At 64.0% G+C, this 23,510-nt stretch carries 22 protein-coding genes, 1 tRNA gene and 1 pseudogene; 6 read left to right on the top strand and 18 right to left on the bottom strand.

From position 1 onward, the window contains the following. Positions 1-12: 12 nt before the first annotated feature. The 4 genes from DFO45_RS00570 to rplU all read right to left on the bottom strand — a co-directional run bounded on the left by DFO45_RS00570 (position 13) and on the right by rplU (position 1,983). Positions 13-525: a metallophosphoesterase family protein gene (locus DFO45_RS00570; protein ID WP_133863368.1), complete on the bottom strand. Its 513-nt coding sequence runs from the start codon at positions 523-525 to the stop codon at positions 13-15. A gap of 77 nt (positions 526-602) precedes the next feature. Next, the gene (locus DFO45_RS00565; RefSeq protein ID WP_012172612.1) at positions 603-1,235 is read right to left on the bottom strand and encodes a GNAT family N-acetyltransferase; all 633 of its coding nucleotides are present in this window, start codon (positions 1,233-1,235) and stop codon (positions 603-605) included. Between the two features lie 151 nt (positions 1,236-1,386). Then, entirely contained in the window at positions 1,387-1,656 is a 270-nt protein-coding gene (gene rpmA, locus DFO45_RS00560; RefSeq protein ID WP_012172613.1) for a 50S ribosomal protein L27, read from the bottom strand. Between the two features lie 18 nt (positions 1,657-1,674). Further along, positions 1,675-1,983, bottom strand: a complete 309-nt coding sequence (gene rplU, locus DFO45_RS00555) for a 50S ribosomal protein L21 (RefSeq protein WP_012172614.1) — start codon at positions 1,981-1,983, stop codon at positions 1,675-1,677. 295 nt (positions 1,984-2,278) lie between these two features. Between rplU and DFO45_RS00550 the strand changes: the two genes are divergently transcribed. After that, positions 2,279-2,674, top strand: coding sequence for an acyl-CoA thioesterase (locus DFO45_RS00550; RefSeq protein WP_133863367.1), 396 nt, complete (start codon positions 2,279-2,281; stop codon positions 2,672-2,674). Between the two features lie 244 nt (positions 2,675-2,918). After that, a tRNA-Ser gene (locus tag DFO45_RS00545) sits at positions 2,919-3,008 on the top strand. On the opposite strand, the pseudogene DFO45_RS00540 reads toward DFO45_RS00545, so the two are convergent. The 4 genes and pseudogenes from DFO45_RS00540 to DFO45_RS00525 all read right to left on the bottom strand — a co-directional run. After that, positions 2,979-4,598 (bottom strand): annotated as a pseudogene (locus DFO45_RS00540) (recombinase family protein); the annotation flags it as partial. The gene DFO45_RS00545 and the pseudogene DFO45_RS00540 sit on opposite strands and share 30 nt — an antisense overlap. A 21-nt stretch (positions 4,599-4,619) precedes the next feature. Beyond that, positions 4,620-4,844, bottom strand: a complete 225-nt coding sequence (locus DFO45_RS00535) for a hypothetical protein (protein WP_133863366.1) — start codon at positions 4,842-4,844, stop codon at positions 4,620-4,622. Between the two features lie 109 nt (positions 4,845-4,953). Beyond that, the gene (locus tag DFO45_RS00530; protein WP_133863365.1) at positions 4,954-5,316 is read right to left on the bottom strand and encodes a type II toxin-antitoxin system PemK/MazF family toxin; all 363 of its coding nucleotides are present in this window, start codon (positions 5,314-5,316) and stop codon (positions 4,954-4,956) included. Beyond that, on the bottom strand, positions 5,313-5,537 hold the full coding sequence (locus DFO45_RS00525) for an antitoxin MazE family protein (RefSeq protein WP_133863364.1): 225 nt from the start codon (positions 5,535-5,537) through the stop codon (positions 5,313-5,315). The genes DFO45_RS00530 and DFO45_RS00525 overlap by 4 nt, the downstream gene beginning before the upstream one ends. 657 nt (positions 5,538-6,194) lie before the next feature. Here DFO45_RS00525 and DFO45_RS00520 point away from each other — a divergent pair. From DFO45_RS00520 to DFO45_RS00510, 3 genes are all read left to right on the top strand, one after another. Next, entirely contained in the window at positions 6,195-7,355 is a 1,161-nt protein-coding gene (locus DFO45_RS00520) for a DNA sulfur modification protein DndB (protein WP_133863363.1), read from the top strand. Next, positions 7,352-7,666: a hypothetical protein gene (locus DFO45_RS00515; protein WP_133863362.1), complete on the top strand. Its 315-nt coding sequence runs from the start codon at positions 7,352-7,354 to the stop codon at positions 7,664-7,666. The genes DFO45_RS00520 and DFO45_RS00515 overlap by 4 nt, the downstream gene beginning before the upstream one ends. Positions 7,667-8,153: 487 nt before the next feature. Further along, positions 8,154-9,743 (top strand): hypothetical protein, encoded by a 1,590-nt coding sequence (locus tag DFO45_RS00510; protein WP_133863361.1) that lies wholly within the window; start codon positions 8,154-8,156, stop codon positions 9,741-9,743. A gap of 508 nt (positions 9,744-10,251) precedes the next feature. On the opposite strand, the gene DFO45_RS00505 is transcribed toward DFO45_RS00510, so the two are convergent. The 3 genes from DFO45_RS00505 to DFO45_RS00495 form a co-directional block, all read right to left on the bottom strand. Then, a complete protein-coding gene (locus DFO45_RS00505) occupies positions 10,252-12,072 on the bottom strand; it encodes a diguanylate cyclase (RefSeq protein ID WP_166657016.1) in 1,821 nt (606 codons plus the stop codon). A 353-nt stretch (positions 12,073-12,425) separates the two neighbouring features. Further along, positions 12,426-14,120: a HAMP domain-containing methyl-accepting chemotaxis protein gene (locus DFO45_RS00500; protein WP_133863359.1), complete on the bottom strand. Its 1,695-nt coding sequence runs from the start codon at positions 14,118-14,120 to the stop codon at positions 12,426-12,428. 241 nt (positions 14,121-14,361) lie between these two features. Further along, complete coding sequence (locus DFO45_RS00495; RefSeq protein ID WP_245517912.1) at positions 14,362-15,153, bottom strand: class I SAM-dependent methyltransferase; 792 nt, start codon at positions 15,151-15,153, stop codon at positions 14,362-14,364. 124 nt (positions 15,154-15,277) lie between these two features. Here DFO45_RS00495 and DFO45_RS00490 point away from each other — a divergent pair, with 124 nt between their 5' ends. Further along, positions 15,278-16,255 carry an alpha/beta hydrolase gene (locus DFO45_RS00490; protein WP_133863358.1) on the top strand — a complete coding sequence of 326 codons (978 nt, stop codon included), beginning with the start codon at positions 15,278-15,280 and terminating at the stop codon, positions 16,253-16,255. Positions 16,256-16,277: 22 nt separating this feature from the next. Here the strand turns inward: DFO45_RS00490 and DFO45_RS00485 are convergent, their stop codons facing one another. From DFO45_RS00485 to urtA, 7 genes are all read right to left on the bottom strand, one after another. Beyond that, positions 16,278-16,631 (bottom strand): zinc ribbon domain-containing protein, encoded by a 354-nt coding sequence (locus DFO45_RS00485; RefSeq protein ID WP_133863357.1) that lies wholly within the window; start codon positions 16,629-16,631, stop codon positions 16,278-16,280. 61 nt (positions 16,632-16,692) lie between these two features. Beyond that, positions 16,693-17,925 carry a formamidase gene (fmdA, locus tag DFO45_RS00480; protein ID WP_133863356.1) on the bottom strand — a complete coding sequence of 411 codons (1,233 nt, stop codon included), beginning with the start codon at positions 17,923-17,925 and terminating at the stop codon, positions 16,693-16,695. 78 nt (positions 17,926-18,003) lie between these two features. Continuing rightward, the gene (urtE, locus tag DFO45_RS00475) at positions 18,004-18,693 is read right to left on the bottom strand and encodes an urea ABC transporter ATP-binding subunit UrtE (protein WP_012172622.1); all 690 of its coding nucleotides are present in this window, start codon (positions 18,691-18,693) and stop codon (positions 18,004-18,006) included. Positions 18,694-18,704: 11 nt separating this feature from the next. After that, positions 18,705-19,472: an urea ABC transporter ATP-binding protein UrtD gene (gene urtD, locus DFO45_RS00470; RefSeq protein ID WP_133863355.1), complete on the bottom strand. Its 768-nt coding sequence runs from the start codon at positions 19,470-19,472 to the stop codon at positions 18,705-18,707. Positions 19,473-19,484: 12 nt separating this feature from the next. Then, the gene (gene urtC / locus DFO45_RS00465) at positions 19,485-20,600 is read right to left on the bottom strand and encodes an urea ABC transporter permease subunit UrtC (RefSeq protein WP_133863354.1); all 1,116 of its coding nucleotides are present in this window, start codon (positions 20,598-20,600) and stop codon (positions 19,485-19,487) included. A gap of 12 nt (positions 20,601-20,612) precedes the next feature. Next, on the bottom strand, positions 20,613-21,539 hold the full coding sequence (gene urtB / locus DFO45_RS00460; protein ID WP_133863353.1) for an urea ABC transporter permease subunit UrtB: 927 nt from the start codon (positions 21,537-21,539) through the stop codon (positions 20,613-20,615). Positions 21,540-21,807: 268 nt separating this feature from the next. Beyond that, a complete protein-coding gene (gene urtA, locus DFO45_RS00455) occupies positions 21,808-23,088 on the bottom strand; it encodes an urea ABC transporter substrate-binding protein (protein ID WP_133863352.1) in 1,281 nt (426 codons plus the stop codon). Positions 23,089-23,510: the final 422 nt, after the last annotated feature.

The raw sequence follows: 23,510 nt of genomic DNA, 5'->3' as shown, positions 1-23,510 counted from the left end.
TGCCCCTTCCCGTCAGGCGGGCGCGCGCTTTCCGGCCGCCGCTTGCAAAAGGGCCGGCAGGGCCACGGGCGCATAGTTCCAGACATCCACGCCCACATCCACCTGCCGCCGCAGCGGCTTCAGCCGGCCATGGGAATGGCCGTGCAGATTGAGGGCGCCCTTCCCCTCCCCGTTCCAGGACCGGAAGGGATAATGGCACAGCACGAGACGGTGGCCGTCGAGGCTCAGTTCCGCATAGGGCTGGACACTCGCCCAATCCGGCAACGCGGTCAGGGCCGGTGTGTCGATATTGCCGGTGACGAGATGCTTGCAGCCGTTGAGCGCGCCAAGAATCGCGGCGAGGCGCTCCACCTTTCCCTTGCCGAAGTCGCCCAGATGCCAGACCTCGTCGCCGGGCGCGACGACGGCGTTCCAGCGTGCGATGAGCGCCGCATCATGCTCGGCGAGGGAGGCGAAGGGGCGGCGGCGGATATTGATCGCGCCGATGTCGCCGAAATGGGTATCGCTGGTGAAATGGATGGCCATGCGGCGCCATCATAGCCCTGAAGGCACGCCCGTGCGTGAGGTCCGGGCGGCACTTGAGGCCGCCCGCCCTGTCCCTGTCAGTGTGCCAGTTCCCGCCGCATCGGCATGGCGGTGGAGCCCCAGGCCCGGAGCGAGGCCCAGGTCCGCCGCTCCAGCTGGAAGCGGTCCACCGGCACCGAGGCGGCGAGCGCGCGCACGCGGCACAGGCCGACGCCCGACCACTGGAAGGCGCACTTCTCCAGCACCCGGCGGGAGGCCGGATTCACCACGCGGGCGGCGCCGCCGATGATGTCGATGTCGGTCTCCGAGAAGATGTAATCGATCATGGCACGCAGGGCTTCGGTCGCGATGCCGAGCCCCCAGAAGGGCTGGCCGAGCCAGTAGCCCACTTCGTGCATGGTCTCCGGCGGCTTGCGGCCATAGGCGCACATGCCGGCGAACACCTCCTCGTCCCCGGTTTTGAGGAAAATGGCGAAGGTTGCGGCGTCCGGCGTCTGCGCCAGCGTCTCCACGAAGGCGCGCGCATCGGACAGGCGATAGGGATAGGGCAGGTTCGCCGTCATCTCGGCGATAGTTCGATGGTTGGCAAGGGCCGCGATGGCCGGGATGTCCTCGATGCGCGGCGCGCGGAGCACGAGCCGTTCGGTTTCGAGGACGGGGATACAGCTCTCCGCGAGCGGGGCGCCGAAAGGCGGTTCGACGAGGGTCATGGCGGGCTCCTTGGCCAGACGGTGGACAAAACGAAACCGGGGAGACGATTGCTCGTCTCCCCGGTTCGTATTGGAAGCCCAGATGATCCTGGATCAGGCTCCCACCGGCTCGACGAGCGCAGCGGGATCCTTCACGTCAGGGTCTCGCTGCTTATTCAGCCGCCTCAAGGGCGGGGACGACGGATACGTAAGTTCGGTCGTTGGCTTTGGTGCGGAACTCGACTCGGCCTTCCACGAGGGCGAACAGGGTATGATCCTTGCCCATGCCGACGTTGGTGCCGGGATGCCATTTGGTCCCGCGCTGGCGCACGATAATATTGCCGGACACAACGGCCTGGCCGCCGAACTTCTTCACGCCAAGGCGGCGGCCGTCGGAATCGCGACCGTTGCGGGACGAACCGCCTGCTTTTTTATGAGCCATTTTGCGTTCTCCGTCCTATCAGGCCGTGGCGATTTCGGTGATGCGCACCACCGTCAGATCCTGACGGTGACCGCGCTTGCGGCGGGAATTCTGCCGACGGCGCTTCTTGAAGGCAATCACCTTCTCGCCCCGGGTCTGCTCCACCACCTCGGCGGTGACGGAAGCGCCTTCCACCAGCGGCGCGCCCACGAGGGTCGTCTCACCGGAGAGGAGGAGGACGGGGAAGGTGACGCTCTCGCCAGCGGCGGCTTCGAGCTTCTCCACCGTGATCACATCATTGGTGGCAACGCGATACTGCTTGCCACCCGTCTTGATGACCGCGAACATCTTGTCTCGCTTTCGTGTTCAGCCACGCCTCGAAGGGCAGGCTTCTTTCGGTCGCTACGGGAACCCCGATCCGCAGGAGCTTTTCGGGGAGGGTTCCCTTTATAGGCCGGACCAGCGCCTGTCAATGGAAAGCGCTGCCCGGAACGCTTCCAGAGAGCGCTTGCGCCGCAAGGCCCGCGATGGCATCGAGCCTTCAGGAAGGCTTGGCCTTCACCGCCGGCTCCCCGCGAGCCTCTCCGCCCGATCGTTGCGGCCCCAGCCGCGATGCGATGAGCCCGCCTTAAGGACGCGCTTCATGCACCCGCCCTCCGCCCAGATGCCTGACGGAATGCCCGTCATCCGCACCATCGCCATGCCCGCTGACACCAATCCCGCCGGCGATATCTTCGGCGGCTGGCTGATGTCGCAGATGGACCTTGCCGCCGGCAATGTGGCCGCCCGCCGCTCGCGCGGCCGCGCCGCCACCATCGCGGTCGAGGCCATCACCTTCCATTCGCCGGTCTATGTGGGCGACGAGGTGAGCCTGTTCGCCACCCTCCTGAGCGTGGGCCGCACCTCCATGCGCATCGAGGTGGAAGCCTGGCGCCGCGCCCGCGAGAGCGAGGAGACACACAAGGTGACGGAAGCCATCTTCACCTTCGTGGCCATCGACGCCGACCGCAAGGCCCGCCCCGTCCCGCCCGAGCTCTGAGCCGCGGACGCCCGGCTGCATCTGGCCCGAAGGCGTCCGCCTTCCGCGTCACGCGGACGGAGCAGCCGGGCGAAATCTCCGTTTACGGTGCGTGCGGGCCGCAAAGTCCCGCCCGCGGACCACCGCCGCCACGGATTGCGTGGACCTTGCGTTGCCCACAAGCCTCTCTTGTCTCCACGCGAGCTCTCGGCTAGAAGCGCCGGACAACCACGCCGGACCTGTTTTCAGGCTCGTGCCCTCGGATGGAGAGGTGGCAGAGTGGTTGAATGCACCGCACTCGAAATGCGGCATACGGGCAACCGTATCGGGGGTTCGAATCCCCCCCTCTCCGCCATTTCAGTCCCTGAGTGGGCACTGCGTTTACGCCATCACCCGATACCAGCGTCTGAAGCAGCCGGGATTTCGATCCCATGATCCGCACTTCACCCTCGGCAACTTCGACGCGCTGGGCTAGCGCGCGGAGGTGGTCACGGCGATAGCCCCCGCCCTCTAGTCGGATGCGCTGACGCGCGGCCTTCGCGAATTTGCCCAGCATCTCCGGCGTAACGGCCTTGCTCCCGGCGTTCTGGAGCATGGCCTGGGCGCGTTCGGCGTCAGCCTTGGCCTGATCGCGGATGGCTTTCAGGCCAAGGATGCGGTCCTTCAGCGCCGGGTCGTCCAGATCGGCGACGCCTGCCTCTATGGCGTCATAAAGCCGCCTGAGGCGGGCTTCAGACTCGGCTGCACGCCTGTTCAACTCGGCGACATGCTCGCGCTGGCGTTCGGATCGCTCCTGCCTCCGATCGAGCACGGTGGCGAGAATCGTTTCCAGCCGCTCCGGCTGGAGCAGGCGTTCCTCCAGATGACTGGCGACAAGATCGTCGAGCTTTTCCATCGGCACCGCCATGCCGGTGCAGGCGGTCGGCCCCTGCCGCGCCTTCATGGAGCAGGCGTAGTAGCGGTAGCGTCCGCCCTTGCCGGTGCGTATGGTCATGGCGCCGCCGCACTTTGCGCAATGGATCAGGCCGGTGAGCATGGTCGGGCCGCTGATCACGGCAGATGGTGTCACCCTGGGATGTCGCGCCTTGAGGAGCGCCTGCACGGTGTCGAAGGTCTCGCGGCTGATGATCGGCGGCACGGGCACGACAACGATCTCGCTGACCGGCTTCAGCTCCTTGGTCTTGGATCGCTTGTTGAACTCATGTTCGCCCATATAGGTGCGGCGGGTCAGGATGCGGTGAACCTGCCCAATGCCCCAGCGCCCACCATCGCGGGTGAAGATGCGCCGCTTGTTCAGGTACGAGACGATGTTCTTAACGCCCATCTGGCCGGTGGTGCCGTCGCCTTCCACCGCGAGCCGATAGATCAGCCGCACGGTCTCGGCGTGGAGCGGGTCGATCTCCAGCTTCTTCTTGGTCTTCGCCCCGCGCTGCTCGGCCGCGACGATGCGATAGCCGATGGGTGGCAGGGCGCCATTCCAGAAGCCTTGCCGGGCATTTTCCTTCAAGGCCCGCATCACATGCTTGGCGTTCTCCTTCGACTGATACTCGTCGAACAGCGCCATGATCTGCCGCATCATGACGTGCATAGGATCGTCGCCCATTTCCTGCGTGATCGAGACCAGCTTCACGCCGTTCTTCGCCAGCTTGCGGACGTAGAATTCCAGCTCGAAATGATCGCGGAAGAAGCGGCTGAACGAGTGGACGATCACCACGTCGAAGGGCGCGGGTTTTGACGTGCCCGCTTCGATCATCCGCTGGAACTCGGGGCGGCGGTCATTGGTGGCCGATGCGCCCGGCTCCACATAGGTCTCGACCAACTGGTAGCCGCGCGCGGCGCACCAGGCTTCCCCCTGGCGTCTCTGGTCGGGGATGGAGACATCGTGCTCGGCCTGGCGCACCGTCGAGACGCGCAGATAGAGGGCGGCGCGCAAAGGTGCGGTCATGACTGGTATCTCCCGAGAAGATCAGGTGTCCGGGCCGAGCAGATCATCGAACAGGTCGCCGAACCAGCGCTCGAAAACGTCGATCTCGGCCTCTGTGATCGGCACAGCTTCGGGCCAGTCATCGGTGACGATCCAGGTTGCGGGATCGTGCTTCGGTGGTCGGCCCGCAAACGGCCACGGATATCCCAGCAGGGCCTCAAGCTCGGCGGATGCGCCGGAAGGGGGAGGTCGTCGCGTTCTGGCCATGACGCCAGCTTCGCCCGGGACCGCGCTCGGACGAAGGGCCGATATCCACGCCACAGCCCACCGTTTCGCCCCGCGTCGCTTGACGCTCGAACAGCGGGGGCGACGCGCATCATGGCTCACTCCCTTTCCGGCTTGCCCTTGGCGACGCCGCCAGCCCGAGGAAGACGATCATCGCCTGATTGAGCCGGACGATGTCCTCGTCGTCCAGGCGACCGACCTGCTGCCCGAACTTCGCCTTTCGAACGGTCGTGATCTTGTCGACCATCAGGCGGCAGACCGCGCGCAGGCCATTTCTCTCGTTCGGCTGGACTACCAGCCGGAACAGCGGGGCCTCCGTCTCATCGGTTGTGAAGGCGCAGATGGTGAGGGAGTCCGTTCCCTCGAAACTGTCGTCCTGCACGATGACCACCGGGCGCGGCTTTCCGGCGTAATCCTGCCCTCCGGCAACGGTCCACACTTCGCCGCGCCTCATTCGTCGCCCCAGTCCGACACGGCATCGATGAAGGCCTGATCATCGGCAGCCGGCGCGCTCGATGCGACGGCCAGCGACTGGCGTCGCGCTTCCGCTCGGAAGGCGGGTGCCCGTACATCCGGCACCCAGATTTGGATCGGCCGAAGCCCCTGGGCGCGCAGTCGCGCACGATGCTCGCCGACCTTCACGCGCGAGGACTTGGGCCGGGGTGCGGATGACATGGAAGCCCCCTCAGAAGTTACATGTAACTAGCATGGGGATGCCCTTCTGACCAGTCCATCCGAATGGAAAACGGCTCCTGCGGGGCTCCCGAAGGCTGAGAGCCATGTCGCACATTCGGCGGAACGCACCTTTTGGCCATCTCCCTGGAAATACGATGAAAATTGCGGTTTTCGCGCCTCAGGGCACATTGGGAAATCTCCCCATACATTGCCCCCTCGAATGCTAAGTCACTGAAAAGACAACGACCGACCCAAAGCGCAATGTGCGCGCTTTTATCCTGCCATCAAGCCCCCCCTCGCCAGCGCCCTACGAAATCGCCGCCGACCGCCCTGAGGGAAATCCGCCGTACGGCCCCACTGGCGCGGGGGTACAGCATCGATATTGCGCCGCTAAACGCGAAGCGAGGCACGCTAGCGATGTCGGAAACAGCGCGCCTGACGTAGGTCCCAAGGCCCCCAGGGACGCGCGCACCCGGCTCGACGAGCTCGGGACATATGCATTGAGAGTGGCGCCTCCTGCCAAGTGCAAACATCGGTACAGCCCCGCCGGACACATGCATAAGTGCGGTGCTGCCACTCCGGCACTCGCCTCTTCGTCCGGAGGAGCTCCACAGTCACGTCGCAGGAGCTCTCAATTTTATTCGCAGGAGCTCTTGATTGAAAATCGCAGCTGTGCGATATCTTTCCATAGAGCTGCTAGACGTGAAAGAGCGAGCTGTTCGCTCTAGTGATCGCGAGCTCTATGGAGAAGATATTATGCAAGTACATGTGCCTGCTATGCGTGGAAGGATGGGCTCCCGCACCTATTACTCGTGCCTCATGCCGCTGAATGCGGTGCCCCAGTTTTTCAAGTTTACGGACTGGAGCGGGATGCTCCCGGAGGACCGCGAACAGCGGGTCCTGGTGGAAAAGCGTATCCCTGAATTAGCCAACTATATCACTGAGAATGAAGACGATTATCTGTTTTCATCCATTACGGCTTCCTACAAGTCTGAGCCGGTGTTCGAGTCGTTTACGCCTGGAAGCGACATCGGCATCCTAAAACTGCAACTTGGCGACGAGCTGATCATCAATGACGGTCAGCACCGGTGCGCAGGCATCGTCAGGGCGCTGAAGAACGGTAGCGAGGCACTTAAGCACCATACATTGTCGGTCCTGCTGTTCCCATGGGAAAGCACTGACCGGGTGCAGCAGATGTTCTCAGACCTAAATCGCTTTGTGCAGAAAACCTCGAAGTCTCTCGATATTCTGTACGACAAGCGCGACGACGTGGCAGCTGCGACGCTGATGATGATTGAGAAGGTCCCCGCCTTCAAAGAGCTGACCGAAAAAGAAAAGGTTTCGCTTGAATCAAAATCGACCAAGCTGTTCACCTTGGCTGCCCTATATGACGCAAATGTCGAGTTGCTGAAGGGCTACGGCAACAACGACATTTCCACCAATGCAGGCCTGCTCATCGACTACTGGACGGAAGTCGCGAAACACATGCCCGATTGGGGCAAGGTATTGGCAGGGCAGAAATTGGCGGTTGAGCTGCGTCAGGAGAAGATTTCCTCCCATTCGACCGTTTTGCGTGCATTGGGCGGGCTCGGGGTCGATCTGATGGTGTCAGGCGATTGGAAGGCCCGGCTCACTCCCCTTGAGAAAATCAACTGGTCCAAGAAGAACCCTGAGTGGGAGAATATTTGCATTGTAGCCAACTCGGTAGTGTCTAACCGACAGGCTCGTGCCGCCACAAAGGCGTTCATCAAGTCCAAGTTAGGTATTAACCTGACCGAGGGCGAGAAGAACTCCATTGCAGTGAAAGCCGCGCTATGAGCCGGCGGGCAAAGCCAAGCGGCATAACCTTAAGCGCCGCTGACGCTGCGCTTATCAAGGGAATGCTGCGCCGTGGGGATCGTCAGCACGATATCGCTGCATGGTTCGGCGTCAATGGCGGCCGGATAGCCGAGATCGCGGTGGGAGACCGGTTTGCAGATGTGCAGGAGGCAAATCCGGCGGAACTTCCGCCTCGGGGGCCTTATCCGAAAGCGGCGCAGGCCCTTGCCGCGATAGAGTCTCTGACATTGGTGAAAAGCGCGTTGGCGGCAGCTGAAAATACTATCAGGCAGCTCGCCCAGCACCGCTGATTCAGCCGAAACGGGGGAGGGACGGCGTCGCCCCTCCTCTTATTGGGTCGACGAGCCCGAACGGAGCTAATTAGTGAGGGTTACAGCGTATACGTAGTGATCATCGCTATCGGTCGTGGCCCGCCAACCCCGCCGATTTCCCTCTATGACCCGATATTGCCGCCGAACACCGCACATCGCCATGCGGTATAACGAACCGCCGTTTCCACGCTATTGTCCGATACTTGCACACCAGGGCCGGCAGTGCAGCAGCTTTCAACCAACCATTGCCATTCCGGGGTCGAAGATTAACGTCTGTTCATGCCGGAACTAGTCATCCGCCTACGATCCCGCGGGCATCCCGCTGAGCACTTAGTTCCTACGCGTCCTTGGGTCCAGCATCTAATGATGGGACTTCCGGGAGAGGGATCGCAATTCTAATCTTGTCCAAAGCATACTTCTGCGCTCTATCGGCAGAATGCGACATCATCGTAGTAGGAGACGGCCCTTGCCTACTTCCCCTTCTCCTCTGCGTTTCAACGGGTTGGTGCGAACCGGTCAAGTATTCATCTGCCGCCGCGATCTCCGCCTCATCCTGGCGATGATCGATGCCGGGCTAAAGGATCAGCAGATCCACGCCTTTTTCAGCCAGCCCGGACGCGACTTCAATCATAACAGGATATCAGCCCTGCGCTCGGCCGATCGGTCCCTCCTGCCGCCGCCCGCAACCCACGCGCAGTTACAAGCCTTTCTTGACTGCTGGTCGACCTTTCCTCCCGTCTCCCATTTTTGGTATTGCCTCGACGAGCAGGGCCTCAATGGGGATGCGTGGCAGGTCGCTTATCGTTTCCATCCCGTGGGCCAGGGCATGCTGCACTCGGGCGAATTGCGACAGGGACGCCGCCCGCCCTTCACCTGGGTCTATGATTGCGGCAGCGTCACCGCGCAGGCGCAGGTCGAAAGCGAGCTCGATGACCTGTGCACCGCACGCGGCGCGGCGCACGGGTCGAAACCCGAGCTCGATTTCGTCGCGCTGTCCCATTTCGATGCGGACCATATCTCTGGTCTCGTGCACCTGCTCGGGCTGTTCGAGGTCAAGATGATCCTCCTGCCCTTCCTGCAGCTTTGGCAGCGATTCTGGATTGCGACATCAGCCGACGATCTCGACGCCGACTTCCTCCAGTTTCTGATCGATCCCGCCGGCTACCTTCTTGGCGTGGACGGCGGCGCGGAGGCGAGGATCGTGTTTGTGTCGCCGAGCGAGAGCTATCCCCCGCCCCCGCCCGCGCCCGATCCCGGTCCGCCCGAAGGTCCGCGCGGCGAACTCGACGTCCGGCCGATGAAATTGGGGCTGGAGACTGAGCGCGTCCCGGTCGTGGTCGACGGCGAGATCCCTGGCGTGACGGGCCTGCGCCTGTCGGAGGCTGAGTTCCTGAAGGCAGAATCGGTGCTCCACATCGACGGGCTGTGGGAGTTCGTGCCGTATAACGACGCGCACCAGGCCGAGCGTTGCCCGGCTGGCTTCCCGGCGACTGTCGAGCCGCTAATCGAGACGTTGCTGGCCGCCGCCAATCCGGCCGACCGCAAAAAGGCCCTCGATGCCCTCAAGGCCCATTATGACGCGACCTTCGGCGGCAGCGCCTATCGCCGCAATATCATCTCGCTGTTCCTGTACGGCGGTCCGGTGTCGACACCCGTCGAGGCCTATTTCGGGACCGGCGAGACCCTATTTGGGAATATGGCCTGGCACCACGAGCCAGATTGGTCCCGCCTCTCTGCGAGCCATTTCTCGATGCTGTTCACAGGGGATGGTTCGCTCAACTCAAAACCGCGTCGGACAGGGTTTGAGACTTTCTTCACGCCCGATGGCCGACTCGACAAGGCATCCGTTTTCCAGGTGATGCATCATGGCGCGTCCGGGAACTCGTCGCCCGAGGTCGCAGCCCTTGTGGCGCCACGTGCGAGCATCTTTTGTTCCGACCCCAGCAAGGGCGACAAGCATCCCCATGCTGACGTGTTGCGGCAGTTCTGGCCCTATAACTGCATTCAGGTCGATGATGCCATCGGCTGGCTGATGCTCGGGGTGTTCAAGTTCTAGGTCAATAAGGTCGCTCGCGACCGCTGGACGGGCGATAGCGGTTCCAAACGAATGATCGGGCGCCTATCGGCGATGCCGGTATCTTCTCTCTATGGCTCGGAAAAGTGCCACCGACTCCCGATCGGGTTTCGGCACATTCGGGTTTGGGACCGCCGCTCTAAGCGTAAGCTGCCGTCCAACTGTCGGCTTGCGAATGGCGGCATCGTCCCAGTTCTTACCGTTTGATTGAACTGTAGCACAGGTTTAACAGACCGGTAGATCGAAGGAGCAACTGCATGGCGATATCGGCCGACGAACTGGAAATACCCCGCCAAGCGCCCGAAATGGCCGCCATTAGCCACCCAAATGCCGCCGATAACCGCACAACGCCAAGTATCTTCATAATCATCAAAGGGTTATGAATATTTCATAATGCTCATCGCTATCCGGCGCGGCCCGCCAGTCTCCTTTCCTGATCGAACCACATACCCGCGCAGGCACCCCGTTCGCGTGGCGGCAGCTTCGCGCGTCAGACGCCGCCGACGGGCTCGTGGACGCGGACGGCGTTCCGGGCTTCGGTCTTGGCGCGATAGAGGGCGCGGTCGGCGAGGACCACAAGTTCGTTGGCCTCGCGCAGGATGGTGCCATCGAAGGTGGCGCAGCCGATGCTCACCGTGACGCGCCCCCAGGGCACGTTGGCGCGGTGCTCGATGCCGAGGTCAAAAACGGCCGCGCGGACCTTCTCGGCAATGTCGGCCGCCCGTTCGGGGCCGACGTCCGGCAGCAGGAGCGCAAATTCCTCGCCGCCGTAGCGCGCCACGACATCCTGGCTCGCACGCACCGCCGACGCAATCGCCGTCGCGATGCGCCGCAGGCAGGCGTCGCCCGGCACGTGGCCGTAGGTGTCGTTGAACATCTTGAAGCGATCGACATCGACGATGAGCAGCGAGAAGGGCCGCCCGCCCGACGCCAGCGCCGCCGAGGTGAGGGACTGAAGCGCGGCGTTGAAATGACGCTTGTTGAAGACCCGCGTCAGTTCGTCGATCTTCGTCTGCGCGTCGAGTTTCTCCTGCAGCATCTTCTGGCCGGTGATGTTGCGCGTCACCACCACCATGCCGCCCGTATCCGCCGCCTTGGTGATGAGGCTTTCCAACCAGATCGTCCCGCCATCCACCGCCGTCTTGGAAAAGATCAGCCGCTCGACCGAGGACCCGCCGCGGATGCGGGACAGCGCGGCGCGCCAGTCGGCCTCCGCCTCAGGGCCGTAACCGAAGAAGATCGGGTGCCCGATCAGATCCTCCGGCTCGCGCCCCAGCAGGTCCCGCGCGGACGGCGAGACATATTCGCGGGTGCCCGCGTCATCGAGCTTCTCGATGAGGTCCGACGAGGCATTGGCAATGACACGGAATTCCGCCACCCGCGCGGCCGTCTCCGCCTCCGAACGCTCGCGCATCCAGGACTGCCGCTGCCAGCGGATGCCGAGGAAGACCGCCCCCATCACGGCCATCAGCGCGAAGGCCCAGCGCATGGCCACTTGCCGCACCCAATCGGCAAAGAGCGTCGACGTCGCGACGCCGACGGTCGAGGTGATCCCGGAGGCGGCGCTCCTGAAGTAGCCGCCGACCCGTCGCTCCCCATCAAACGGTGACGTGTATTCGGCGGTCCCGAACGGCTCCACCACCAGCCGCTCGCGGAAAAACTTCGTCTGGGCGAGGGAAACGACGGAAGACGACGCCTCTACGGGCAGGCGCAGCAACACCCGTCCATCCGTGCCGATCAGCAGCAGGGTGCGCCCCTCGCCCAGTGCATAACCATCGAAGAACTTCGCGAAATGATCGATGCTCACCGTCGCCAGCAGGACGCCGGCAAAGGTGCCGTCGGGGCGGTTGACGCGCCGCGAGATGGTGATGAACCAGTCCCGGATGACCGGGCCGAAGGCGGGGTTTCCGATGTGAGGTTCGAGGCTCGGCGACGTCTTGTGATGCTCGAAATAGTCCCGGTGGCCGAGATTGAGACCGGGGCTCAAGGGGGACAGGGTGGACTCCACCAGGTAACCGTCGGCACGGACGAAGGCGAGGCTGCGCACGAAGCGCGACTGCTCAGCCAGCGTGCGCATGGTGGAAATGAAGTGGAGCCCGCCGAGGGCCGTTGCCCGATCGCGATCCAGATCAAGCGCCAGAGCCCCCAGAGGCTGCTTGGCCACTTCGATGACATCGTCCACGTGGTTGCCCACGGCCCGCGCGGTTTCGGCCAACTGGGAGGACACCCGCTCACGATAGGCGTTCCAGCTAGTAACCTCGCTCCAGACGCCGAAAGCGAGGAAGACCGCGATCCCGTAGAGGACCGCCATCAGATGGCGGGCGCCTCTAGCTTTGCGGATAACGGACATCTGCGGACATCGGGCCAGAACTCACGCGGCGGGGCGCTCGAAACAGAACGCCCACCGCCCCGCTCCACGCCAACATCTTACCGCCCAGATACCACTGCGCGATTGCGTGAAACTGACTTAGCGCAGCAAAAACAAACACGCCAACCTTTTTCCGCACCAACCAGCGGTCGAGGGCGGCCCGCTGGAGACACGAAGGTCCGGCGAACGAAACCCGCGCGAACGGGGGCGGCGATCTGAGCGTCAACCACTTGATAAAGATCAAGCTTCCGGATCGCCGGACGCGGCGGCCCGCTCCCGGCGATCCGCTGCTGCTTTTACGCAGCGCGCAGGTCGAGCACGAAGGCCTCAACCACGCGTTTCAGATCCGAGGCCTGGCCGGACAACCCCTCGGACAGGGCCAGAAGCTCGGTCGAGGCCGAGCCGGTGAGTTCCGCTGCCTGGCCGACGCCGGTGATGTTCTGCGTGACCTTCTGCGTGCCGTCGGCGGCGCGCTGGCAGTTCTGGGCGATTTCGCCCGTCGCGGCGCCCTGCTCCTCCACCGCGCCGGCGATGGAGGACGAGATCTGCTTCATGCTGGCAATCACGCGCATGATCTCGGCCATGGAGCTCACCGTGCCCTGCGTGGACTGCTGGATTTCCGAGATCTTCGCCGCAATCTCGTCGGTGGCGCGGGCGGTCTGGGAGGCCAGCTCCTTCACCTCGGAGGCCACCACCGCGAAGCCTTTGCCCGCCTCGCCCGCACGGGCGGATTCGATGGTGGCGTTGAGCGCGAGAAGGTTGGTCTGGTCCGCGATGCCCTTGATGAGCGAGATCACGTCGCCGATGGCGGTGGCGGCAGTCGCCAGTTCGCCGATCCGGCTGTTGGAGGTCTCCGCCTCATTGAAGGCCACATCCGCCACCTGCGCCGAATGGCTCACCTGCCCGGTAATCTCGCGCACGGAGGCCGCAAGCTGCTCTGAGGAAGCGGCAACCGTCTGCACGTTTACGGCGGCCTCTTCGGCCGCTTCAGCCACGGCCTGCGCCTGACGGGAGGTCTGCTCGGCGGTCGCAGAGAGGTTGCGGGCCGAACCCGCCACCTGATCGGACGAGGCCGCGAAGGCCGAGGACAGCTCGGTCATGCGCGCCACGAAATCCTCCGCCAGCGTGTTGCGGCGGTCGAGCACACGGCGCTCCTCGGCCTCGCGCGCCGCATGCACCTGCCGCGCGGTCTCCGCATCGGAAAGCTGGCCGCGCAGCACTTCGAGCGCGCCGGCCATGGCACCGACCTCATCCTTGCGATCGGTGCCGGCCACAGCCTGCGCCAGCCGGCCCTCGCCGAGCCCCTTCATCACCTCGATCATGGCGCGGATCGGGGCGACGATCTTCTGCCGGACGAGAACCGCCGCTGCGGCCAGCAACAGGAGCGTGGCGAGACAGATGACCACAAGGACGAGAACACTGCTGCGCTCGGCCTTGGCGGAAGTCTGGCGGCCGGCCTCGGTGGCGGCCTTGACCAGATCGCCATTGAGCGCGAACAGCCCCTCGATGAGGGCGCGGAATGCGGGTTCGCACGTCTTGTTCATCTCGGCCATGGTGCGCGCATTGCCATCGCCATCGGAACTGGCATTGGCGAGGCGGATGGTCTCCGCGCAGCTCTTGTCCACCACGGACTGGAAGCGATCGCTGACATCCTGAAAGCGCGGGGCGAACTGCGGGGAGAGCCGCGCTGCCTCCGCCAGGCGGGTCAAGGTGCCTTCGCGCGCCTTGACGATCGCCGCCTTGGCGCGGGCGTTGTCCTCCGGCGAGATGGACGCGATGTTCTGATAGAGCGCGCCGAGCGTGTCGGAGACGAGGCGGTTGGCACGGGCGCCCGCCACCGCCGCGGCGCTCGGCCCTTCAAGGACGCTCATGTAGGAGGAGTTCACCTCGCGCAGGGCATAGTCTGAATAGGTGGCGCCGGCGATGCTCACGAGCCCGAGGGCGAGAAGCAGCGAAGCGACTTTCCAGATCAAAGACAGGTTCGTGTACATCACACCCTCGGAAGCACATCGGCTTGTTGTGGAGGCGGAGCCGGCGGCTTGGGCGCGACGGCGGTAACCTGGTCCACAGAAAGTTCACCGATGCTTGCACCGAGCTTGCTTGGTGAACTTAAGGGTTGTGAGGCTTAGTTGTTTGCACCTGTCATTTTTTCAAGTTCGGCAAAGCCTTGCGCAGAATTCCCCCGCGACAGGTGACGCAGTGACATGCACCCAACGCATGCAATGCAAGCAATCATATCGTCGCGACATAGAGCCGAAGCGAGCCTTCATAGCTCGGCTGTTGCCGCAGGTCGCGGTACCGGGCATCCCAGACGCCTTGTTTTAGATCATCTGCCAGACGGGCCACGGCCGCCTCCGCCGCGGCCGGTTCGATGAAGCTCCACGCGGAGCAGGACAGGCGGGCACCGGGATCGAGAAACATCTCCGGACGGCCGTAATAGGCCTCGTTGAAGCCATCCACGCAATCGAAGGGGATCGGCACCCACCGCGCCTCCACGTCCGTTCCCAGAGCCTCGGCAATGGTCACGTGTGACGGATAGCGCCGCGCCTCGGCCGCCAGAACGCCGGGGGCATAATCCGACAGCCAGAAGCGCTCCACCTCCCCCGGCTCGCAGGACAGAAGCACGATCGGCCCGCGTGTCACGCGCCGCAACTCGCGCAAGCCGGTTCGCAGGTCGCTCCACTGGTGAATGCTGAAGGTGGACATGGCGGCATCGAAGGTGCCGTCATCGAAAGGCAAAGCCTCGGCCACGGCGTCGATGGCGGCGGAGAGGTGCGCGGGACGCTGGGCGCGCATGGTGGCGGAGGGCTCCACCGCCGTGATGCGGCGGTCCGTCGGCTCATAAGAGCCCGCGCCCGCCCCCACATTGAGCACACGCTCTGCGGTGCCGAGCGCGTCGAGGATGATGGCGGCGATGCGGGGATCGGGCTGGCGGTAGCGGCTATAGTGGCCTCCGATGCGGCCATAGTCCGCATCGCCCGCACTGCCGTCCCGCCGCCGCCCGTCCATCGTGATGCCCTTCATCGGTTTCGGGCGTTGTGCGACCGATCCATGACAGTGCCATGACGAACCTTGACCGTTGACGCCGGAGCCACAACGGGCCTTCATCCGCCTTCCATACTCCCGAGACGGAAAGCGGACATTCCAGATGACCAACGGCAGCGGCCTCGCCTCCCGGCCTCTTGATCCGGCCCTGCGCGCCTATCTGGACAGCCTGGTGCCCCCGCCCGGCACACCCGTGCCGCAGACCGACGCGGAGATCCTCATCGCCCGGCGTACGGCGCTTGAGACGGCCCGCGCCGTGCGCACAACCATCCCGGGTCTGCCCAACGGCGTCGAGACCGCCGATATCCGTATCGACGATGACCTGCGCGGGCGGCTCTACAGGCCCGGCCGGGATGGCCCGCATCCGTTGCTCGTCTATTTCCACGGTGGTGGCTGGGCCGCCGGCTCGCTGGACACGCACGATCCCTTCTGCCGCCTGCTGAGCGCGGCGGCGGACGTGCTCATCCTCTCGGTAGATTATCGCCTCGCGCCGGAGCACCCCTTTCCGGCCGGACTGGAGGATGCGGTGACGGCCGCCCGCTTCGTGCTGCGGGAGGCCGATCATCTGGGTGGCGACCGCATGCGCCTTGCCATCGGCGGCGACAGCGCCGGCGGCAATCTCGCGGCAGCCGCACTCAACCGGCTGGCGACCGCAGGCCTTGGGTCGAGTTTCCGCGCCCAGATGCTGCTCTATCCCGTGACCGATCTGCCCGACGCGGGGCATCCCTCCTATGAGGAGAATGCGCGCGGCTATGGTCTCGAAGCCGACCTGATGCGCTGGTTCTGGCGCATCTATGCGCCGAGTGTGAGCGGGGCCGATTTCGACGCCGCGCCGCTGCGCCACCCCAATCTGCCGCCGCTGCCGCCGACCCTCGTCACCACGGCACAATATGACGTGCTGCGGGACGAGGCGATCGTCTATGCGCACAAGCTTCAGGCGGCGGGCGTGACCGTCACGCACCTCCACGCCCCCGACATGCACCATGACTTCGCCGTGGGCGGCGGCACGGTTGCGCGCTTCCCGCAATGCGTGGCGACGCTGAGGGACATCGCCGGCTGGCTGAAGGCGGCGCTGGGCTAAGCTTCGCGCCAGCGGCCTGGCGTCAATGGCTGATCATCCACGGCCGGGCCGAGGGGAAGCTCTTGGCCCCCGAGGGCGCCGTGGCGGTGCGGCTCTTCTTCGAGCGGCTCTGCATTCCGGAGCAGCAGGAGCAGCCGGCGCCATGCTTCTTCGCCGCGAATTCAGAAGACGTCATGGGCGCATTGGCGCTGCGCTCATTGGTGGCGATGGCGCTGCGACGGGCGCTGTCCATGCCGGCGAAATAGGGGGCAGAGAGGAAGGCGCGGGGCGCCAGCAGCCCGCAGTCCGGGCAGGACTGCGGGTCTGCGCACGCGCTCATGGGGTGCATCTGCGTGAAGGGGCCGCAGTCCTCGCACATGTAGTCATAGACCGGCATGGGGCTCTCCCGAGATGGGCCGGCAGACCGGTTTACCCGGCCTGCCATTGAAGGGTGACGCTCAGACGAGATCGGGCGACAGCGGCATGTCCACCGAGCCGTCGAGGAACTTGGTCGGCCCGGCGGCGCTGGGATTGATGTCGAAATCGAAGATCTCGGTGGGCAGCCAGAGCGTGGCGCAGGCGTTGGGCACGTCCACGACGCCGGAGATGTGCCCCTGCACCGGAGCGGTGCCGAGGATGGAATAGGCCTGCGCGCCCGAGTAGCCGAACTTCTTCAGATATTCGATGGCGTTCAAGCAGGCCTGGCGATAGGCGATGTGCACGTCGAGATAATACTGCTTGCCCGCCTCATCCACCGAGATGCCCTCGAAGATGATGTAGTCATTATAGTGCGGGGTGATGGGCGAGGGCTTGAAGATGGGGTTCTTGATCCCGTACTTCGCCATCCCGCCCTTCAGCACGTCCACCTTGAGATGCACCCAGCCGGCCATTTCGATGGCGCCGCAGAAGGTGATTTCGCCATCGCCCTGCGAGAAGTGCAGATCGCCCATGGAAAGGCCGCCGCCCTCCACATAGACCGGGAAATAGATCTTCGAGCCGCGCGAGAGATCCTTGATGTCGCAATTGCCGCCATGTTCGCGCGGCGGCACGGTGCGCGCGCCTTCCGCCGCCGCCTTCTCCTTGGCCGCGCCAGTGAGCCGGCCCATATGGGCGGTGGGGCCGAACGGGGGATTGGCGAGGCCCGGCACGCGGCTGGGATTGGTGGCGATGAGGGCCGCCTCACGGGTGTTCCAGGTCTCCAGCATTTTGGGATCGGGCAGGCAGCCGATCAGGCCGGGATGGATCAGGCCGGCGAAATTCACCCCCGGCACATGCCGGGACGAGGTGAACATGCCCTTGAAATCCCAGATCGACTTCTGCGCCTGGGGGAAATGGTCGGTCAGGAACCCGCCGCCATTGTTCTTGGAGAAGAAGCCGTTGAAGCCCCACTGGCTGGAGGGCATGGCGCCGATGTCCAGCAGATCAACGACCAGCAGATCGCCGGGCTCGGCCCCCTTCACCCCGATGGGGCCGGAAAGGAAGTGGACGATGGAGAGGTCGATGTCGCGCACGTCGTCGGCGCTGTCGTTGTTCTTGATGAAGCCGCCGGTCCAGTCATAGGTCTCGACGATGAAATCGTCGCCCGGCTTCACCCAGGCCACCATGGGAATGTCCGGGTGCCAGCGGTTGTGCACCATATCGTTGTCATAGGCGGACTGGCTGAGATCCACCTTGATGAGCGTATCAGTCATGGACGGCTCCGTTTCCTTGGGACGCAAAGACGAAGGAGGGCGTGAAAACGCGCGGGAGCGCCGCGCGGCGCGGGCGGATCAGACGGAGAGGAATTTCGAGACCTTGGCCTCGTCGATATCGGCGCGGGCATCCTCATGGACGATCTCGCCGTTCTCCAGCACCAGCACCCGGTCCGCGATGTCGAGCGCGAAGGAGAGCACCTGCTCGGACACCACGATGGAAAGCCCGCGCTCATCACGAATGCGCTTCAGGGTGCGGGCCATGTCGCGGATGATGCTGGGCTGGATGCCCTCCGTGGGCTCGTCCAGCAGCAGCACCTTAGGCTTGGTTGCGAGCGCGCGGGCGATGGCGAGCTGCTGCTGCTGGCCGCCGGACAGATTGCCGCCGCGCCGCTTCTTCATCTCCAGCAGCACGGGGAACAGCTCGTAAATGTCGCCCGGCACCTTGCTCTCGCCATGGGCGACGAGGCCGGTCTCGATATTTTCCTCAACCGACATGGTGGAGAAGATCATGCGCCCCTGCGGCACATAGGCGATGCCCTTGGCCACCCGCTGATGGCTCTTCATTGCGGTGATATCCCCCTCGCCCAGCGAGACCTTGCCGGAGCGGGTGGGCACCACGCCCATGAGCGATTTCATGAGTGTGGTCTTGCCCATGCCGTTGCGCCCCATGATGGCGACGATCTCGCCGGGTGCGACGGAGAAGTTCAGGCCGTGCAGCACTTCGCTCTGGCCGTAGGAGACGACGAGATTCTCGACGTTCAGCATGGCGCGCCTCCTCAATGGCCCAGATAGACTTCGACGACCTTAGGATCAGCCTGCACCTTGGCCATGGTGCCCTCGGAAAGGATCTTGCCCTGGTGCAGCACCGTGACCTTGTGGGCGATGTCCTCCACGAACTTCATGTCGTGCTCGATCACGATCACCGAGCGGTCCTTGATGATCCTGTTCAGGAGCTCAGCGGTCTTCTTGCGCTCGGCGACGCTCATGCCGGCCACCGGCTCATCCAGCATGAGGAGCTCCGGGTCCTGGATCAGCAGCATGCCGATCTCCAGCCACTGCTTCTGGCCGTGAGAGAGATATTCAGCCCGCTGGTTCAGCAGGTCCGCGAGGAAGATGGTTTCGGCAACTTCCTCAACGCGCCCCTTCACCGCCGCATCGCGCTTGAAGGCCAGCGCGCCGACGACGCCGCGCCCCTTGGGATAGGAAATCTCCAGATTCTCGAAGACCGTGAGGTCTTCATAGATGGAGGGGTTCTGGAACTTGCGGCCCACGCCGGCGCGCACGATCTCATATTCCTTCATCTTGGTGAGCTCGGTGTTCTTGAACTTCACCGAACCGGAGGTCGCCTTGGTGCGCCCGCAGATGAGATCGAGCACCGTGGTCTTGCCGGCACCGTTGGGGCCGATGATGACCCGGATTTCGTTCTCATCCACATAGAAGGAGAGATCGTCCACGGCCTTGAAGCCATCGAAGGAGACGGTGAGCCCTTCCACCGCGAGGAGGAAGTCCGGCGCCATCTGGTCGGAGATGACCTGCGCATTCATGGGGTTTCCTCCTCATTCGGCCGGGGCGGGAGCGGGCTTGGCGGCGGCTCGGCGCCCGCCAAGGAGCGCGCCGAGGCGCGGTTCCACATAGGTGCGGTAGAGGCCGGCCAGGCCATTCGGGAACAGCAGCACCACGGCGATGAAAAGGCCGCCGAGGCCGAACAGCCACAGCTCCGGGAAGCTCTCGGAGAAGGAGGTCTTGGCCCAGTTCACCAGGAGCGTCCCATACACCGCGCCGAGCAACGACAGCCGGCCGCCCACGGCGGTGTAGATGACCATCTCGATGGAGGGCGTGATGCCCACGAAGGAAGGCGACATGAAGCCCACCTGGAGCGTGAACATGGCCCCGCCGATGCCCGCGAGCGCGGCGGCGAAGCAGAAGACGAAGATCTTGAAGCTCGCCACGTCATAGCCGGAGAAGCGCACCCGGTCCTCCTTGTCGCGCATGGCAACGAGGATGCGGCCGAGCTTGGAGCGCTGCACGAACTGGCACAGCAGGATGACGCCGATGAGCAGGCCCGCATTGACGAAATACAGGATGAACTTGGCGCTGTCGGTGCGGATGTCCCAGCCGTGCAGGGTGCGCAGATCGGTGATGCCGTTGACGCCGCCGGTGTAGCCCTGCTGGCCGATGATGAGGATGCTCATGATCGCGGCCAGCGCCTGCGTGATGATGGCGAAGTAGACGCCGCCCACCCGCCGCTTGAACAGCGCGAAGGCGAGGACGAGGGCGAACACCGCCGGCACCAGCATCACCGCGATGATGGAGAAGCCCAGTGACTTGAACGGCACCCAGAAGAAGGGCAGCGAAGTGAGCTGGTTCCAGTCCATGAAATCCGGAATACCGGGCGTGGACTGGATCTTCGTCGCCTCCGGGGTGGAGGCCTCCAGCTTCAGATACATGGCCATGCAATAGCCGCCGAGGCCGAAGAACACGCCCTGACCGAGGGAGAGAATGCCCGCATTGCCCCAGCACAGCACGAGGCCCACGGCGACGAAGGCATAGGTGAGATATTTGCCCACCATGTTGAGCCGGAAGGGCTCCAGCACCAGCGGCAGCACCACCACCAGAAGCACGGCGAGGAGGAGAACGCCGACGAGATCCTTGGAACGCAGCGAGAATGACATGGGTCGGGCTCCTCAGCGACGGACCTTGAGGACGAAGAGGCCTTCGGGGCGCAGCATCAGGATGCCGACCACCACCAGCAGCGTGAGCACCTTGGCCATGGAGCCGGACATGAAGAATTCCATGGTCGACTGGGCCTGCGAGATGGTGAAGGCCGAGGCGATGGTGCCCGCGAGCGAAGCCGCGCCGCCGAAGACCACCACGAGGAAGGTATCCACGATATAGAGCTGGCCGGCGGTCGGCCCCGTGGAACCGACCATGGTGAAGGCGGAGCCCGCCACGCCCGCGATGCCGCAGCCGATGCCGAAGGTCATGCGGTCCACCCGCTCGGTGGAGATGCCAACCGCCCCGGCCATGGTGCGGTTGAGCACCACGGCGCGCACCTGAAGGCCCCAGCGGGAGCGGAACATCAGCAGATAGACGGCGACCGCGATGAGCGTGGTGAGGCCCATGACGAACAGGCCGTTGATCTGCACTTCAATGGTGTCGGTGACGGGCAGCGAGCCCATCATCCAGTCCGGCAGTTCCACGCCAACCTCGCGCGCGCCGAAGATGGAGCGGAATGCCTGCTGCATGATGAGCGAGAGGCCCCAGGTGGCGAGCAGCGTGTCCAGCGGGCGCTTGTAGAGAAAGCGGATGAGCCCCCATTCCACCAGCATCCCGAGCCCTCCGGAGACAACGAAGGCCACCGCCATGGCCACGAAGAAGTAGATGCCGTAAAGGCCCGGCGCGTAGGCTTGGAAAAGCTGGGAGGTGAGATAGGTCATATAGGCGCCGAGGATCATGAACTCGCCGTGCGCCATGTTGATCACGCCCATCTGGCCGAAGATGATGGCAAGGCCGAGGGACATCAGCACGAAGACCGAGAACAGGATCAGGCCCGCGAAGGCCTGCATGGCAAAGATCGAGCCGAGCTCGCCGAGCGAATATCCCATGAACATGCGATGGTTCCCGGTTCCGGTTTCTGGGTGGTCGGCTTCAGAAACTGCGTTGGCGTCTGCAAGCGCCCCATGGCGCGAATGACCCGCTGAGCGTTCAAAGCCCTCCCCCCTTGCGGGGGAGGGTTGGGAGGGGGGTAACGCGGTTACGTCTGTCGTGCCCCCTGCTCTCGGCTGAACTCGCTCCGGCGGAGAGGGCATTACCCCCCTCCCCAGCCCTCCCCCTCAAGGGGGGAGGGAGTATATCCAGCCACAATCCCTGTTCAATCGCTCACTGATAGCCCTTCGGGAACGGATCAGGCTCGACCAGCTCGGAGGTCTCGTAGACCACGTCATACTGGCCATCGACGCGTGCCTTGCCGACGCGGGTCTTGCTCCAGAGATGGTGATTCTCGTGGATTCGCACGTAGCCTTCCGGCGCCTTGTCGAAGGCAACGCCCGGCGAGGCCGCGGCCACCTTGTCGATGTCGAAGGAGCCGGCCTTTTCCACCGTCAGTTTCCAGAGCCACGGGCCGAGATAAGCGGCCTGCGTCACGTCGCCGATGACGATCTTGTCGCCATAGGTCTTCTTGAATGCGTCGACGAACGCCTTGTTGTTGGGATTGTTGAGCGACTGGAAGTACTTCATGCAGGCAAACGCGCCCGCGATATTCTCGCCGCCGATGCCGAGGATCTCGTCTTCCGTCACCGAGATGGTGAGCAGCGTCTGCTTGGAGAGGTCGATGCCCGCCGCCTTGAGCTGCTTGTAGAAGGCGACGTTCGAGCCGCCAACGATGATGGCGTAGATCACATCCGGCTTGGTCAGCTTGATCTTGTTGATCGCCGAATTGAACTGGGTGTGGCCCAGCGGGAAGTACTCCTCGCCCACCACCTTGAGCTTCAGGAAATTCTCGATGTGCTTGCGGGCGATCTTGTTGGAGGTGCGCGGCCAGATATAATCCGAGCCGAGCAGGTAGAAGGTCTGCGCCCCGCGCTCCTTCACCACCCAGTTGAGGCCGGCGATGATCTGCTGGGTGGCCTCCTGGCCAGTGTAGATGACGTTCTTGGACTGCTCCAGGCCTTCATAGAAGGTGGGATAGTACAGCATGCCGTTATACTGCTCGAACACTGGCAGCACCGCCTTGCGGGACGCAGAGGTCCAGCAGCCGAACACCGAGGCGCACTTGTCCTGCACCAGCAGCTTCTTGGCCTTTTCGGCGAAGGTCGGCCAATCGGAGGCGCCATCCTCCTGAATGAACTTGATCTTGCGGCCGAGGATGCCGCCGGCGGCATTGATCTGATCGATGGCGAGCTTCTCCGCCTGCACCGAGCCGGTCTCGGAAATGGCCATGGTGCCGGTGACGGAGTGCAGGATGCCGACCGTGACTTCCGTATCGGTCACGGCGAGACCGGTCGTATTCACGGCAGAAGTCGGCGGAACATCAGCGCGGGCCGGCGTCGAGAGAAAAGAGACGGCAGGAACAGCCGAAGCAATCGGCAGTGCGGCAAGCCCCTTCAATACGCCACGGCGCGTGGCGCTCATCTTGTCCTGACGGTCGTCACTGGATGACATGCCCATTCCCTCCACGGAAAATCGTGGCCCGAACTTCGGCCCCAGCAGATTCACGAGCGAAGCTGCCATGGACCTCATGCTTCCCGTGAGTGCCGCAGCGCAGCAATACGTCGATTGACGTATATGCCCCCGCCCGGCCGACGCTATGCTGTGCTTGAACGAGCGGCTTGTCCGTGCGCGATGTGTTTCGCGCGTGCGCGAAGCGAGGGGGAGTGTAATTCGTGAGCAGTGCCTGCCGCGTTGCTAAGCAGCGGCAGGACGGTCGCATGAGGGCTTCATGGAAGCAGGCGGAAAGCTGCGGAGATATCAGCAGAAAAAGAACGGAGCGGCTGAAAATGCAGCACGAATTCTACTTGTGGAAAGCCGGGCAACGGCCGTAGTCTCCCGCAGGCTGGATCATGCCGCGTCGTGGGACGGACTGA

The organism is Azorhizobium sp. AG788 (genome assembly GCF_004364705.1).
Classification (GTDB): Bacteria; Pseudomonadota; Alphaproteobacteria; order Rhizobiales; family Xanthobacteraceae; genus Azorhizobium; species Azorhizobium caulinodans.
This window is presented reverse-complemented; position numbering and strand designations above follow the sequence as displayed.

Excerpts from the sequence above, each read along its gene's own strand:
- urtE (WP_012172622.1), bottom strand. The coding sequence starts at position 18,693 with ATGCTGAACGTCGAGAATCTCGTCGTCTCCTACGGCCAGAGCGAAGTG.
- DFO45_RS00515 (WP_133863362.1), top strand. The coding sequence starts at position 7,352 with ATGAGCCGGCGGGCAAAGCCAAGCGGCATAACCTTAAGCGCCGCTGAC.
- urtC (WP_133863354.1), bottom strand. The coding sequence starts at position 20,600 with ATGTCATTCTCGCTGCGTTCCAAGGATCTCGTCGGCGTTCTCCTCCTC.
- DFO45_RS00570 (WP_133863368.1), bottom strand. The coding sequence starts at position 525 with ATGGCCATCCATTTCACCAGCGATACCCATTTCGGCGACATCGGCGCG.
- urtB (WP_133863353.1), bottom strand. The coding sequence starts at position 21,539 with ATGTTCATGGGATATTCGCTCGGCGAGCTCGGCTCGATCTTTGCCATG.
- DFO45_RS00500 (WP_133863359.1), bottom strand. The coding sequence starts at position 14,120 with ATGTACACGAACCTGTCTTTGATCTGGAAAGTCGCTTCGCTGCTTCTC.
- rplU (WP_012172614.1), bottom strand. The coding sequence starts at position 1,983 with ATGTTCGCGGTCATCAAGACGGGTGGCAAGCAGTATCGCGTTGCCACC.
- DFO45_RS00535 (WP_133863366.1), bottom strand. The coding sequence starts at position 4,844 with ATGGCCAGAACGCGACGACCTCCCCCTTCCGGCGCATCCGCCGAGCTT.
- fmdA (WP_133863356.1), bottom strand. The coding sequence starts at position 17,925 with ATGACTGATACGCTCATCAAGGTGGATCTCAGCCAGTCCGCCTATGAC.
- rpmA (WP_012172613.1), bottom strand. The coding sequence starts at position 1,656 with ATGGCTCATAAAAAAGCAGGCGGTTCGTCCCGCAACGGTCGCGATTCC.
- DFO45_RS00485 (WP_133863357.1), bottom strand. The coding sequence starts at position 16,631 with ATGCCGGTCTATGACTACATGTGCGAGGACTGCGGCCCCTTCACGCAG.
- DFO45_RS00505 (WP_166657016.1), bottom strand. The coding sequence starts at position 12,072 with ATGGCGGTCCTCTACGGGATCGCGGTCTTCCTCGCTTTCGGCGTCTGG.
- DFO45_RS00525 (WP_133863364.1), bottom strand. The coding sequence starts at position 5,537 with ATGTCATCCGCACCCCGGCCCAAGTCCTCGCGCGTGAAGGTCGGCGAG.
- DFO45_RS00530 (WP_133863365.1), bottom strand. The coding sequence starts at position 5,316 with ATGAGGCGCGGCGAAGTGTGGACCGTTGCCGGAGGGCAGGATTACGCC.
- DFO45_RS00550 (WP_133863367.1), top strand. The coding sequence starts at position 2,279 with ATGCACCCGCCCTCCGCCCAGATGCCTGACGGAATGCCCGTCATCCGC.
- DFO45_RS00490 (WP_133863358.1), top strand. The coding sequence starts at position 15,278 with ATGACCAACGGCAGCGGCCTCGCCTCCCGGCCTCTTGATCCGGCCCTG.
- DFO45_RS00495 (WP_245517912.1), bottom strand. The coding sequence starts at position 15,153 with ATGAAGGGCATCACGATGGACGGGCGGCGGCGGGACGGCAGTGCGGGC.
- DFO45_RS00565 (WP_012172612.1), bottom strand. The coding sequence starts at position 1,235 with ATGACCCTCGTCGAACCGCCTTTCGGCGCCCCGCTCGCGGAGAGCTGT.
- urtA (WP_133863352.1), bottom strand. The coding sequence starts at position 23,088 with ATGTCATCCAGTGACGACCGTCAGGACAAGATGAGCGCCACGCGCCGT.
- urtD (WP_133863355.1), bottom strand. The coding sequence starts at position 19,472 with ATGAATGCGCAGGTCATCTCCGACCAGATGGCGCCGGACTTCCTCCTC.